Here is a 13,004-nt window from a genome sequence, read left to right on the forward strand (position 1 = left end):
TTTGGTTTAATATGTTTCTAGATAAAAACACTGTACGTTTCGAATTATAGGAGGAGAGAATGTAAATGAGTAAATATACTTGGGTTGAAAAAGACACATGCATCGCTTGTGGCGCTTGCGGAGCAACGGCTCCAGACATCTACGATTACGATGATGAAGGTCTGGCAGAAGTTATCTTTGACGGCGACGCTAACAAAGGAATCAAAGCGATTCCAGACGACTTGTTTGACGATATGCAGGATGCATGCGACGGCTGCCCTACAGATTCAATCAAAGTAGCGGACGAGCCTTTCAATAAAGAGGGCTAATTTCTTACATGCTTACAGAGCACTTTCTGTTTGTCTTTATGACAAGGGAAGGTGCTTTTTTGTTTTCGTCTATCTGTATTTATCTGATCCGTGGATCAAGGACGAACCTTGTCGAAATGCCTTTTTCCCACCGGGTACTCAAGTCCTATGGATTCAACGACTGTTTATGCCGATATATAAGGATATACGGAAAAAGGCGAAATAGTGGAGGATCGGATGCAAAATACTCATCTAAGAACATATGTTAAGAAACATCCAGACAATAAAATGGCCTGGTATTTGCTTGGAAAGGAGTACTTGGGCGAAGGACAGGAGGCCAAAGCCAACTATTGCTTTCAGCAAGCGGGCGAGGTTTACGAGGCATTTGAGCGCAGTAAAGCTCCTGCTGACATCTGGGTGGACTATCAGGAGAAACTGGTGGAGATGTCCGAGCAAAAGGAGAAAAAACAACGTAGACGCAAAATGTGGCTTACGTTATTCATGCTGCTTGTGTTGGCTGGTCTGCCACCTGCGGACGCTCCAGGTTTCAGTCGCGAAGCAGCCGATGCACTCTCAGCAGCACTGGAATCCACGGATGACGCCGCAGAGCCTGTAGAGGCGGATAAACAGGCTGTGAGTAAGGCCACGCCACCAAGTAATGTGTTCACCGCTGCGGCATTTGGCGGAGGTAGTCAGGGCGAGGCTGCGCTGGCAGCTGCATGGTCCGGATCTGGATCAAAAATAGAGACTTCGGCCGTATTGGGAATGCAAACCTCGGAGGATTGGTCTTTGTGGAAGCGAAATATGCCTGTGAAATACATTGTGCAGACGAATACAAGCGGGAAACTAACTGCACAGAGTTATGATGCCAAGCAGTGTAACTGTGAACCTCCAGAAGTCACGCCGAAGATCAAAAAGATGGCTATGGCGTGGACCGCGAAGCAGGAAGCCGCTGCATCATTATCAAGTGCAATTGTTGCTTATCGCAAAAAAAATGACGCTTGGCCCAAGAGTGTAACGCAAATGGCTCAGCCATTTCCGAATAATATTCTCGGAGAGACGGCGCCAGGCATGACCGAGATGTTTCCGAAGCTGCTAGCCTTGCATCAAGGAAAGGCACAGCAAGGAAAGAGTGAAGCCGGTGGAGCAGATAACAGTTCGACGACTTCGAATTCGTCTCAAGGAGAGAATGCCGCTTTTGCGGATACGCTGGGAGGAAAACCTTTTTTGCAGGAACCGCTTGAGATTGTCATTGATAAGGATATACATAAACTTGCATTAATCAGTGGGGATACGATTGTTCGGATGTATGATGTGGGACTTGGCGGTGATCGAACACCGGAAGGTTCATATGTCATTACGGATAAAGTGGTGAATCCGAATGGACGTTCGAATGGTGAGTTTGGTAGCAGGGGGATGCAGCTCTCCAACACGAATTATGCTATCCATGGGACCAACGAGCCAGACAGTATCGGACTGGATGAGTCCCTTGGATGTGTGAGAATGCGTACAGGAGATGTAGAAGAGTTGTTTGCTCTTGCTCCGCAAGGTACTCCGGTACGCATTGGAGAAGATCTACTGCCAGATCTGACACTTGTTCCAGAAGCAAAGCAGCGTTATCTGCATACGCTTGTTCCAAAGCAGGATAACCCGAACAAAACGTATCATTGGCTGAATTGATCTGTTGGATATGTAGAATCAGACGGGTTTAGCCTGAATCATCTACATATTGGCAATAATGATAAGAGCACCAATAATGATGATCAAGCCGCCTACACATGCTGCAGTCCATGCAATGGCTTTGCGATTCACTTCTTCTTTCTTTTGCTGTAATGCAGGTGGTTTACGTTTGGGAGCCATGAGTTATTCCTCCTTATTGGAATAGAACTGGTGTAGAGTAACCATGCTCTCATTGTAAAGAATTCAACTCGTCATTACCAGTGGACGGGTGGATTTCTTGTGAGCATTTTGCATGATTCGATTTGTGGTGTCTATGCGTAAACTACTTTCCTTTTTAATAAGAAACAGATAGACTTGTGTGTAGAGTGTTTTTTTACATATGAAAAGGCGGAAAACGGCTTATTGGCGTACCGGACCAGAACGGAGTGAGTGATTTGTTATACAGAAGTCTTGCTAAACCTTTGTTGTTCAAAATGGACCCTGAACAGGCCCATCATCTGATTATTGGCGGCCTTAGTGGCGTGGGTAGCATCCGTCCGGTTCCTTCCGGACTGCGAGTGATGTACGGCGTTCGTGAAACGTCTGATCTGGCTGTTGACATGTTTGGGTGTCATTTCCCTACACCTGTTGGTCTGGCGGCGGGTCTGGACAAAAACGGACAGGCCGTAACGGGCTTTTCTTCCATCGGATTTGGATTCATGGAAGTGGGAACCGTGACACCACTTGCACAACCAGGTAACGACCAACCACGGCTGTTCCGTTTGCCGTCAGATGAGGCTTTGGTGAACCGAATGGGCTTCAACAATCTTGGTGCGGAAGCCATGGCAGGTGAGTTGGCACGTCTACAGGATCGGCGTATTCCAGTGGCTGTTAACATCGGCAAAAATAAGGCAACGTCTAATGAGGAAGCTCACCTGGACTATTCCAAGTGCATACAGGCACTATACGATTATGCTGATCTGTTCGTGGTGAATATCAGTTCACCAAATACACCGGATTTGCGTAATCTGCAACATGGGAATGAATTGAAGGAACTGCTCGCTGCGGTTATGAACGAGATGAATGCGCAGCATGCGCGAGCAGGCGGAGCGACCAAATCCGTTCTGGTGAAGATCGCACCGGATGTGAATGATCAGGAACTTGAATACATGGTTCGCACGATTGCAGACAGTGGTGTTGCTGGCATTATTGCAACGAACACAACCATCAGTCGTACAGGACTTTCTCACCAACATGCGAAGGAAACGGGTGGTCTGAGCGGTAAACCTCTGCGTGAACGTTCAACGGAGATTATTCGCCAGATCTATCGTCAGACCGAAGGCAAACTTCCTATCATCGGTTCAGGTGGCATTTTCACAAGTGAGGATGCATACGAGAAGATTAAAGCCGGAGCAAGCCTGGTCGAAATATATACCGCATTGATCTATGAAGGACCTGAGGTGAATCGGCGCATTCATGCCGGACTGCGTGAGTTACTGCGTAAGGATGGTTATCGTCATATCTCTGAAGCGGTTGGTGCAGAGCATCGTTAAGAAGGATTGTGATTCCCCGGTATGAAAATATAGAAGCATGGAAGAGCGTAATATGGTTCGGGACTCTTCCCCCCACCAAACATCATGTATAATGGAATAGAACAGGGGACGCTATAGAGACAGGAGGCATAAGCATGGACGGTAGAGACTGGGGTACATTTTTACTTCCTTATGAACAAGCGGTAGAGGAATTAAAAGTCAAGTTTAAGACAATGCGGGCGGAGCTGAAAAAACGGGAAGAGTATGCCCCGATTGAATTCGTTACCGGTCGTGTCAAAAAAATATCCAGTATTCTGGAGAAATCCAGACGACTGAATGTGTCGCTTGATGACGTGGAGACAGGCATTGAGGATATTGCAGGTATCCGTATCATGTGCCAATTCGTAGATGATATCCGTCGGGTTGCCGAATACATTCGAGGCCGCAAGGATCTCACGGTGCTCATTGAGAAAGATTATATTACGAATTTCAAAGAGAGTGGCTATCGCAGCTTCCATATGATTATTGAGTATCCCGTTCAGACGGCTCTGGGACAAAAGATCGTATTGGCCGAGATTCAGATCCGTACACTTGCCATGAATTTCTGGGCTACCATTGAACATTCTCTGAGTTACAAATTTCGGGAGAGTTTACCGGATGATATGCGAGCCAGGTTGAAAAAAACAGCGGAGGCCGCTTTTGTACTGGATAATGAGATGTCTGCCATTCGTCTACAGATTTTGGAGGCACAGAAGGCATTTGAGGATGATTCCAATATTGTGTCAAGAACATTGAATATCATTCATCAATTATACTTCTACCACCTTGTCAGTGAAGCGATTGAAGCACAGAAGCGTTTTAACGATTACTGGGAACGACATGATATGGAAGGGCTCAAAGACTTGCTGGATGACGTGAAAACACTTCTGAACAACGCCAGAAAGGGCGAAAACCCGGATGAGCATCTATGAGCCACTGTACATTGATTACTTAATCTACTTCAATCGGGATCAGGATTATTTCGAGTGCCATGAAGTGCTGGAAGAATTGTGGCTTGAACGGAACCGGGATTCTCTCTATAAAGGTTTGTTGCAGATTGCGGTTGGTTTATACCACTTCAGGAATGGCAATCTCCGCGGAGGAACGATGATGTTACAGAGTTCACTTGACCTTCTGGAACCTTATCCTGATACGATTCTGGGCATTGACCTTGGGGCTTTGGTACGGGATGTACAGGAAATCGTGAAGGAACTGTCGCAATCAGATGATCAGCCTGTGTCCTACAGGGATTTGTCCATACGAATTGTTGATGAGGTCTTGGAACAAGAGATATCTAGAAGATCACTTGAGCTAAAACCTAATATTCCGCAACGCCGGAGTCCTACCAGAGGGCGTATATACGAAGAGAAGATGAAGGCGATGAAGCAGGGTGAAATTTGAGTTGTAATCAGCGTTAGCATTCATACGAGCATCTCATGGATTTGAAATTCCATGGTTATGAAACACCCCGATTATTCCTGTGAAGGGAACAATCGGGGTGTTTTTGAATGTTGCATCATATTCAGATAATTGCAGGTGGCACAGCCTGTCCTCTATTAGAACAGTGTATGATGATCGAAGTGCCTGCTCGGCGATATGTGGAAACGTATCTATCCGTTAGCTTGCCGAAGGAGTGGCATTGCCTTTATATTTTTCGAAAAATTGTTTGTAATCGTCTAACGTGTAGCCTTGATCACTGCCATTCTCTTGCAGTCCGCCAACCATACGGTCTTTCTCGACACCAGCTTCATAATAGACGAGTGTAGGCGTGAACTCGATGTTGTAATCGGTCCATCCTGCTTCGAATTCGCGAAGATTGAACTGCGGAAGCTCAATACCTTCACTGTCAACCAGTGGCATCAACTGAGGTGTTGTGGCACGGCAGTGCGAGCAGTCGGAAGCGAAGAAATAAACAAAGAAGCTGTCTTTGTTATCAATCTTGGCTTTGAGATCCGCGGGAAGAATGATTTGTTGGTAATTGGGATCGCTAAGTAGCTCCCGTGTCGCTGGATTAAGCTTGGAAGCAGCGATGCCATAAGCATTTTCCACTGAATCCATCTGTTTCTTGGATTGTTGGTCTACAACAACCAGTGCAGCAATCATAACGACTAAAATACCCAGGAAAATAAGGATCGCAGCACTTTTCTTTTTCTTCTTGGATTTCATCGGACATCCCCCATCGATCATATCGAAATATAGTTTGGGCAAAAATATAGATTGGGATAATATGCATAAACACCCGGATTTTTGCTCAGGAATCAATCTACTTGCCATTATACTACATTACATGCTGTAGTGGAATAGATACGATATGATAGGAAAGCAAAGCTTGGATATGATAAAATAAAACGATATTGCAATCTTACCAAGACAGGATGAGTGGGAATATGGGTGTAAAGTTACCTTTGATATTTGCTGAGCGAATGAAAAGTTTGCTGGGTGATGAGTTTGAACAATTTATGAAATCTTATGAACAGTCTCCTCATGCGGGACTGAGAGTTAATACGCTGAAAATATCGATGGAACAGTTCGATGAGATTGCTCCGTTTGATCTAAGACCTATTCCTTGGTGTGAGACAGGATTCTATGTACCTCATGGTGTTAAACCGGGGCTGCACCCTTATTATCATGCTGGTCTGTATTATATACAGGAACCAAGTGCAATGGCTCCAGTTGAATTATTGCAGGTGAAGCCTGGTGATCGTGTGCTTGATCTCTGTGCTGCCCCAGGAGGGAAAACAACACAGATTGCTGCGAAGCTGCAAGGCAAGGGTGTGCTTGTCACGAACGATATCCATGCTGAACGCACCAAAGTGCTGGCCAAGAACGTGGAATTGTACGGGGTGCGGAACGCCGTTGTTTTGAATGAGTCGCCCGAGCGGATCGCGAATGCATTTCCTCATTATTTTGACAAAGTATTAATTGATGCGCCTTGTTCAGGTGAAGGTATGTTCCGCAAGGATGAAGACATGGTGAAATCGTGGGAACATCATTCGGTGGAAAAATGTGTACTCATGCAGCGGGATATTTTGGAGACTGCCGCACGATTACTGGCTCCAGGAGGGACAATTGTATATTCGACATGTACCTTTGCGCCGGAGGAAAATGAAGCGATGATTGCGGAGTTTCTGAATCTAAACCGTGATTTTGTTGTAAAGGACATTCCTGAAGAGACAGGATTTGCTCCAGGGCATCCGGAATGGGTGCGTCAGATGATGCCTGAGAAGGCTGATGAGACCAAAGATGTGCTCGATCAAACGCGTGGTACCGCAAGATTGTGGCCTCACCTTTTGGAAGGGGAAGGACATTATGTCGCTGTATTACAGCATCGTGCAGAGCAAGGACTCGAAACAGATCAACCAGGAGTAGTTCAAGAAGGAGCAATGGAGTATGGACAGGTCGAGGATGTGTCCAGGATTGAAGTAGAGGGGAACCAGGATCACTCTATTGCTGCTTCTTCAATTGCTATGACCAAAGCTGATCGTAAAAAGGAACGTTTGCTGCGAATCGAATCCAGAGAGTCCCATGACAGACAAGCTGGTGGAGGCAAGAATACGAGTAGATCGAGCAAAAAAGGTAAAGATTACAGTGGACGTAAATCGGAACGGGGTCAGGGACGCGGAGCTGATCCGGCAAGTATGGACCCGATTGCGATCTATACTTCGTTTATGAAAGAACAATTGGAGATGGATCTAACTGGAGAAACGGTATGTTACGGAGATCGTGTGTATCAATCATCGGTAGGTGCAGCAAGGTTGGAGGGACTGAAAGTCATTCGCCCAGGCTGGTTTATGGGCACAATCAAGAATGGCCGATTTGTTCCTTCCCACCCGCTTGCGTGTGCTCTGAATGCATCTGAGGCACGGCGAAGCGTGAATCTGTCATCGGCTAATGGCGAAGCCGTGAGGTACCTCAAGGGTGAAACGTTGAATATCGAAGAAGAACGAGTGGTGCTCAAGGCGGATACAGTCGCCAAAGGGTATGTTCTTGTGTGTGTAGATGGTTATGCCGCTGGCTGGGGAAAATGGCTGGATGGTGTATTGAAGAATGAATATCCGGCAGGCTGGAGGTGGACATCGGTATGAGTGGAAAAGGCAAACAAACGCTGCGTCTGGACAAAATATTGAGTCATATGGGTGTGGGAACACGAAGTGAACTCAAAAAGATGGTGAAGCAAGGCAGAATCCATGTGGACGGCAAGGCAGTCAAAGACAGTGGTGTACAGGTGAATCCGGAGGTCAACGTCATTGAAGCTGACGGAGAGCGGATTGTGTACCGGGAGATGATCTATCTGATGCTGCATAAACCTCCGGGTGTTGTGTCTGCTACGGAAGACAACAGAGATAAGACGGTGCTGGATCTGCTGCGGAAAGAGGAGCGGGTCTTCAATCCCTTTCCTGTGGGACGATTGGATAAGGATACGGAGGGACTGCTCATTCTCACGAATGATGGTCCACTTGCCCATGATCTGTTATCTCCACGCAAGCATGTGCCCAAAACCTACGAAGCCCGTGTATTGGGAAATGTGGATGATGCGGATGTGCAACGTTTCAAAGCGGGCATTCAATTGGATGACGGATACGAGACGTTGCCTGCTGAGCTAACTATACTTGGTCATGAAGAGACGGAAGAAGGCACGATCTCGTCGATCTCGCTTATTATTCACGAGGGGAAATTTCATCAGGTGAAACGTATGTTTCAGGCGGTAGGCAAGCGAGTGATCTATCTGAAACGCGTTGCCATGGGTGAGCTTGAATTAGCTTCCGATCTTGCTATCGGAAGCTATCGTGAACTAACCGCAGACGAGTTAAACCTTCTGCGGAAGTAAAGCTCCCGTCCTGCGCGAAGCGGAGCAGGGAGTCGTGGAGGGAAGCGAAGCTCCAATACGAACGCCGAAGGCGAGAAAGCTCCCGTCCTGCGCGAAGCGGAGCAGGGAGTTGTGGAGGGAAGCGAAGCCCCGATACGACCGCCGAAGGCGGGAAAGCTCCCGCTCTTCACGAAGTGAAGCAGGGAGTTGTGGAGGGAGGCGAAGCCCCGATACGAACGCCGAAGGCGAGAAAGCTCCCGTTCTTCACGAAGTGAAGCAGGGAGCCGGGCGGGAAGCGAAGCCCTGCCCGAAATGGTCCCGGTTAAGCTTGGGTGGGATCGCCGCTGAAAAGCGGTGTTCCCGGCAACAAGCGTTCCTACGCCAACCGTTACATAGCAAGACCCGACCTACCACCGATGAGCAAGACGGGAGTCCAGAGGGCAGAGCTCTCTGGGGCCCTCCCTCGGAAGGGAGGGTTTGGGTGGGTGCGACTACTTAATAGATGAGGAATGAAGCCAGAATGACGTATAAATTAATTGCACTAGATGTAGATGGAACACTGCTGAATGACCATCATGAACTAACCGAATGGACTCAGGAGACCTTGATCCAAGCTTCCCGTCAGGGAGCAGAGATCGTTCTATGTTCAGGTAGAGGTCCTGCCAATACGATTCCTTTCATGGAGCAGATGGGACTGGATGGATATGTGATTACACATAATGGCGCCGTAACGGCGCAAGTGGATACTCGTGAGGTGGTTCATCATTTTGCATTGGATGGACAAGGACTGGAGCCGATCATATCCTACTGTCGAACCAATGGAGTACATTTTGACATCAATACGGCATTTGGCCTGTATGTGGATCAACCAGAAGGTCTGGGATTGCAGGTGCGTGAGATGTATTACAACTTTATGGCAGAGCCACTGAAATTACCTAAGTGGGTTGACATGACAGAACCGCTGGCCAAGTTCACTGCATTTGGACCGATTGAACAGATGGATGCCGTACTTCAGGAGTGGTCTACCTGGAATCTGCCTTATTATATGACACGGAGTGGTGATTTTTTTATTGACCTGATGCATCCCGAAGCGTCCAAAGGTGCTGCGCTTAAAAGGCTTGCCGAATCCAAAGGAATCATGCCTTCGGAGATCATGGCGATTGGCAACTACTTCAATGATATTACGATGCTGACTTTTGCGGGCAAAGGCATTGCCATGGATAACTCACCTGACGAGGTGAAAGCTGCCGCAGACGAGGTGACACTCTCTAATAACGAGCAGGGAGTAGCACACGCAATCCAAAAATATGTCTTATCGGTTTAATCCTGCATCTTATACGTAAAATGCACGCTTTCCTCATAATCTACCGCCCTCAGGGGCATCCTAAGAGAATAACGTTAGGAATCGAGGAGGACACGTGATGAAATATGATGTGGAATTGGTTGCAGACCTGCGGACATCAGGTGGAGAAGTGCAGGACGTGATGATCAATGGTCAATATGCAGGCTCACTTTTTCTCGTGTACAGAGAAGGAGACCGTTTATCAGGCAGTCTTCAGATCGAGCAGGAGTCTCTGCCAGATGACACAGAGCAACTTATTGTGGATAAAGTGCATACCTATGTCCGATCTCTTGCAGATGCGTTGGAAGCTGCATATTATGAAGTGCTGGTTAGTTGCGGCTCATTGCACTCGGTTCTGCATAAGCCTGAGTCAGATACGATGTGGCCGTCTGAGGATATGAATCATCACGATGGCAGCTATGACGATATAGACAGCAGTGAAAGCAAGGTAATTCCTGTTGCACAAGCCGAATCGTTTACATATGAAGATCGGGATCAGGTTCTGGAGATGGAAATGGTAAGCGCAGGACGCAGCATATCCACCTATATATTCAATGATGTCGAAGGACAGGAAATTGCAGAAGCTTCTTTAAAACAATATGGCGCTGATGTGCAAGGTGAAATACACTGGTATGACGAGCCGGAAGAGACCCAATTGGAAGCCGCAGCAGAGTTGCTGGTCAGAGAGCTGGATGAGGACATCATCGATACGATTACGATCCGCATGTGGCATCAGGGGAATGAACTCGAGACGTTAGAGTGGATACATCGCGATTTCTCCGAGGAATTTGAGGATCTGGATGAATCCGATCAGGATGAGCTGGAAGCTGCTGAAGAAGCATGTTATGTCATGCTGAAACGTAAGGACCGGGAATTCCGGGTGTATGAGCTGTTTCTTCAGGAACGAGGTGGATTGCCTGTCGGAACAGCAACAATAGACACCTCTCAATCCGATCTGACGGGATACATTGATTACGAGGTTCCTGGAACCAGTGTGCAGCGAGAGAGCCTGGTCGAAGTGTTGATGCAGGAGTTGGACAAGGAGATGGAGTTTGATACCCTTCATCTTACGATGTTGTATCGAAATCAGATTATTGATGAAGCCAGAATAGATGGGTAAAAGGCAACTGCCTTTTACCTTTTTTTGTTCTCATTTTGACGAAAAATTCATTTCCCGGTATAGTACCATTAGTTTAATAGAGCTCAGGAAGCGGAGGAGAACAATATGCACTCATTCAGGATCAGTAGCGAATATATTAACGATGGTTTTCAAGCGGTTCAGGCGAAGCCCGAAGATACGGAGGATGTGATGTCGCTGTTGGTGGAGACAGCCGAATGGTTACAGGGCCAAGGTTCTACCCAATGGAACGCTTTGCTTCAAGGTGAAGATTCACATGATACGGCAGGGGCAATTCGGCGCGGGGATGTGTTTGTATTTAAAAAAGGAGCTGACGTAGCGGGAATGGTCATCCTTATGGTTCAGCCAAGCCCGTGGGATATTCACCTGTGGGGTTCAAAAGCTTACGCCGAGGATGGCGCAATCTATCTGCATCGGCTGGCGATCCGAAGAAAATATGCCCAGAGCGGTCTGGGACGAGCAATATTGGAATGGTCCAGCAGCGGCATACACTTTGAAGGCAAACATACGGTTCGTTTGGACTGTGGAGCCGACAACGCAACGTTAAACGCCTTTTACGCGCGGAACGGGTATACTTTTCTGGGAGAGACTGATGGTTACAGTACATATGAGAAGCCGGTGGAGCTCCTGAGCTGAGCATGATGACTGTTCTCTGATTTTAATTTTAATTATTATCAAATATATATTGATGACAACTGCAAGTGGTTGACTGCTGGTTTGGTTTAAAGCTTTTGCTTCTGAGCGTCGTGTTTCATGAATATGTTGTATATACGAGTGATAACAAAAGCTTATCAAGTTCTGCTTAAATCGCCTGGTTTGAATAGCAAGATTTTGCTGTGTCTATCGTAATATAGATGTTCCGGCTGTCCTATGTCATAATGGATAACAGAGCCGTATCAGAGAAAACAAATGAATGAATGTGCATGCAATATAGGATGGGTAATTGAGAGAGATTCTCATTTTGTATCTTTACTGAACATATGTTCTGGTATATCATGAATGAAGATGTATGGAAAGAACGTAAGTAGAAAGGGGGAAACTAACAGTGAAATTGCTGCAGGCGCTTTTCTTTCCTCCGGAGCAGCCCGGAGGTGTATCCTCTATGATTCCGTATATGCAAGAGAGATTTACAACCCCAAGGTGGGAAATGGATCTGTTCTCGTTGCCGAAGCGGATTCGCAACAAGGGCAGGGAGGAAGTTCATTTCGAAACGTTTGACTGGACTGAATATCAGGATAGTCCTGTTGTCCAAAAATATATTCAAACCTATCGTGATTATCTATGGTGGACCAAGTTGCGTATTCAGAAGCCCTATGATCTGATTCATGCTCACCACCCCATTGCCGGACTTGCGATGAAAACGGTCTTCCCGGATACACCTCTCATTCAGACGATTCACTCCAGTTATGAACGAGAATTAATCCTTAATGGACGCATTGAAACGGACGGACCGGAGCATCGATTCCTGCTTGCGATATATGGTGAACTGGAACATCAGGCAGAGCGTCTCTTGACGGTGTCAGACTCGTTCCGTCGTTATCTGGCTCCCTACGTGAAGGAACCTGATGTCATCGGTGTGATTCCCAATGGATTTGATGAGAAGCGCTTTAAGCCGATTCCTCATGATAATGCGATACCACAGCTGGTGACGGTATGTCGGCTTGTTCCGGCGAAAGGATTGGATATTCTTTTCAAAGCCTGTGCGGAACTGAAGGGCAGAGGTCATGATTATGTGTTACATATTATTGGAGATGGACCGATTCGTCCTGATCTGGAAGAATTGGCGCAGCGATTAGGGATCTATAATGAGACCATTTTCTATGGTTACACACTGCACCCTGAGGAATTCATGCCATTCTTTGATATTTTTGTACTTCCTTCACGAGCAGAGGCATTTGGTTCCGTTTTCGCTGAAGCGGCGCTGAGTTGTCTTGCCCTTGTGGGTACGGATGTAGGTGGAATACCCGAACAGATCGAGAATGGTAGCAATGGGTTGCTTGTACCGGCAGAAGATCCTTCTGCACTGGCTGAAGCGCTTGAAAAGGTGATGCTGGATCCGGCTTATCGTTATGAACTTGCCCGTTCAGCATGTGAAAAAGCCAAAACACATTACTCGCTCGGCAGATCAGTCAATGAGCTGAAGAAGATGTATCTACAGTTTCCCAGCAAGACCTAAAAGAGAGAACAAAAAGTGCGAGCC

At 46.9% G+C, this 13,004-nt stretch carries 13 protein-coding genes; 11 read left to right on the forward strand and 2 right to left on the reverse strand.

Translation table 11 applies throughout. The features are described from left to right. Positions 1 to 65: 65 nt before the first annotated feature. Together MKZ12_RS10455 and MKZ12_RS10460 are read left to right on the forward strand one after the other, a co-directional pair. The gene (locus MKZ12_RS10455) at positions 66 to 308 is read left to right on the forward strand and encodes a ferredoxin (RefSeq protein WP_090924741.1); all 243 of its coding nucleotides are present in this window, start codon (positions 66 to 68) and stop codon (positions 306 to 308) included. 216 nt (positions 309 to 524) lie between these two features. Continuing rightward, positions 525 to 1,967 (forward strand): L,D-transpeptidase, encoded by a 1,443-nt coding sequence (locus tag MKZ12_RS10460; RefSeq protein ID WP_339260281.1) that lies wholly within the window; start codon positions 525 to 527, stop codon positions 1,965 to 1,967. A gap of 42 nt (positions 1,968 to 2,009) precedes the next feature. Here the strand turns inward: MKZ12_RS10460 and MKZ12_RS10465 are convergent, their stop codons facing one another. Next, positions 2,010 to 2,147 carry a hypothetical protein gene (locus MKZ12_RS10465; RefSeq protein ID WP_339241200.1) on the reverse strand — a complete coding sequence of 46 codons (138 nt, stop codon included), beginning with the start codon at positions 2,145 to 2,147 and terminating at the stop codon, positions 2,010 to 2,012. Positions 2,148 to 2,401: 254 nt separating this feature from the next. Here MKZ12_RS10465 and MKZ12_RS10470 point away from each other — a divergent pair, with 254 nt between their 5' ends. The 3 genes from MKZ12_RS10470 to MKZ12_RS10480 all read left to right on the forward strand — a co-directional run bounded on the left by MKZ12_RS10470 (position 2,402) and on the right by MKZ12_RS10480 (position 4,918). Next, positions 2,402 to 3,499, forward strand: a complete 1,098-nt coding sequence (locus MKZ12_RS10470; protein ID WP_339260282.1) for a quinone-dependent dihydroorotate dehydrogenase — start codon at positions 2,402 to 2,404, stop codon at positions 3,497 to 3,499. 134 nt (positions 3,500 to 3,633) lie between these two features. Further along, positions 3,634 to 4,449 carry a GTP pyrophosphokinase family protein gene (locus MKZ12_RS10475; RefSeq protein ID WP_124113953.1) on the forward strand — a complete coding sequence of 272 codons (816 nt, stop codon included), beginning with the start codon at positions 3,634 to 3,636 and terminating at the stop codon, positions 4,447 to 4,449. Next, positions 4,436 to 4,918, forward strand: coding sequence for a DUF309 domain-containing protein (locus MKZ12_RS10480; RefSeq protein WP_339260284.1), 483 nt, complete (start codon positions 4,436 to 4,438; stop codon positions 4,916 to 4,918). Before MKZ12_RS10475 ends, MKZ12_RS10480 begins: the two co-directional genes overlap by 14 nt. 216 nt (positions 4,919 to 5,134) lie before the next feature. On the opposite strand, the gene MKZ12_RS10485 is transcribed toward MKZ12_RS10480, so the two are convergent. Next, entirely contained in the window at positions 5,135 to 5,683 is a 549-nt protein-coding gene (locus tag MKZ12_RS10485; RefSeq protein ID WP_339241208.1) for a thioredoxin family protein, read from the reverse strand. A gap of 221 nt (positions 5,684 to 5,904) precedes the next feature. Between MKZ12_RS10485 and MKZ12_RS10490 the strand changes: the two genes are divergently transcribed. The 6 genes from MKZ12_RS10490 to MKZ12_RS10515 all read left to right on the forward strand — a co-directional run bounded on the left by MKZ12_RS10490 (position 5,905) and on the right by MKZ12_RS10515 (position 12,980). Continuing rightward, positions 5,905 to 7,602 (forward strand): RsmB/NOP family class I SAM-dependent RNA methyltransferase, encoded by a 1,698-nt coding sequence (locus MKZ12_RS10490; protein WP_339260286.1) that lies wholly within the window; start codon positions 5,905 to 5,907, stop codon positions 7,600 to 7,602. Continuing rightward, positions 7,599 to 8,345: a pseudouridine synthase gene (locus tag MKZ12_RS10495; protein WP_339260288.1), complete on the forward strand. Its 747-nt coding sequence runs from the start codon at positions 7,599 to 7,601 to the stop codon at positions 8,343 to 8,345. Before MKZ12_RS10490 ends, MKZ12_RS10495 begins: the two co-directional genes overlap by 4 nt. 499 nt (positions 8,346 to 8,844) lie before the next feature. Then, a complete protein-coding gene (locus MKZ12_RS10500) occupies positions 8,845 to 9,648 on the forward strand; it encodes a Cof-type HAD-IIB family hydrolase (protein ID WP_036670159.1) in 804 nt (267 codons plus the stop codon). 97 nt (positions 9,649 to 9,745) lie between these two features. Next, complete coding sequence (locus tag MKZ12_RS10505; protein ID WP_339260290.1) at positions 9,746 to 10,786, forward strand: hypothetical protein; 1,041 nt, start codon at positions 9,746 to 9,748, stop codon at positions 10,784 to 10,786. A gap of 105 nt (positions 10,787 to 10,891) precedes the next feature. Continuing rightward, complete coding sequence (locus MKZ12_RS10510; protein WP_339241215.1) at positions 10,892 to 11,440, forward strand: GNAT family N-acetyltransferase; 549 nt, start codon at positions 10,892 to 10,894, stop codon at positions 11,438 to 11,440. 409 nt (positions 11,441 to 11,849) lie between these two features. Further along, positions 11,850 to 12,980, forward strand: a complete 1,131-nt coding sequence (locus tag MKZ12_RS10515; protein ID WP_339260292.1) for a glycosyltransferase family 4 protein — start codon at positions 11,850 to 11,852, stop codon at positions 12,978 to 12,980. Positions 12,981 to 13,004 lie beyond the last annotated feature (24 nt).

This window comes from Paenibacillus sp. FSL R5-0713 (assembly GCF_037973325.1).
GTDB lineage: Bacteria > Bacillota > Bacilli > Paenibacillales > Paenibacillaceae > Paenibacillus.

Bases quoted from the DNA above. Each gene is read 5' to 3' on its own strand.
- MKZ12_RS10475 (WP_124113953.1), top strand. From the start codon at position 3,634: ATGGACGGTAGAGACTGGGGTACATTTTTACTTCCTTATGAACAAGCG.
- MKZ12_RS10490 (WP_339260286.1), top strand. From the start codon at position 5,905: ATGGGTGTAAAGTTACCTTTGATATTTGCTGAGCGAATGAAAAGTTTG.
- MKZ12_RS10465 (WP_339241200.1), bottom strand. From the start codon at position 2,147: ATGGCTCCCAAACGTAAACCACCTGCATTACAGCAAAAGAAAGAAGAA.
- MKZ12_RS10500 (WP_036670159.1), top strand. From the start codon at position 8,845: ATGACGTATAAATTAATTGCACTAGATGTAGATGGAACACTGCTGAAT.
- MKZ12_RS10455 (WP_090924741.1), top strand. From the start codon at position 66: ATGAGTAAATATACTTGGGTTGAAAAAGACACATGCATCGCTTGTGGC.
- MKZ12_RS10480 (WP_339260284.1), top strand. From the start codon at position 4,436: ATGAGCATCTATGAGCCACTGTACATTGATTACTTAATCTACTTCAAT.
- MKZ12_RS10505 (WP_339260290.1), top strand. From the start codon at position 9,746: ATGAAATATGATGTGGAATTGGTTGCAGACCTGCGGACATCAGGTGGA.
- MKZ12_RS10460 (WP_339260281.1), top strand. From the start codon at position 525: ATGCAAAATACTCATCTAAGAACATATGTTAAGAAACATCCAGACAAT.
- MKZ12_RS10485 (WP_339241208.1), bottom strand. From the start codon at position 5,683: ATGAAATCCAAGAAGAAAAAGAAAAGTGCTGCGATCCTTATTTTCCTG.
- MKZ12_RS10495 (WP_339260288.1), top strand. From the start codon at position 7,599: ATGAGTGGAAAAGGCAAACAAACGCTGCGTCTGGACAAAATATTGAGT.
- MKZ12_RS10510 (WP_339241215.1), top strand. From the start codon at position 10,892: ATGCACTCATTCAGGATCAGTAGCGAATATATTAACGATGGTTTTCAA.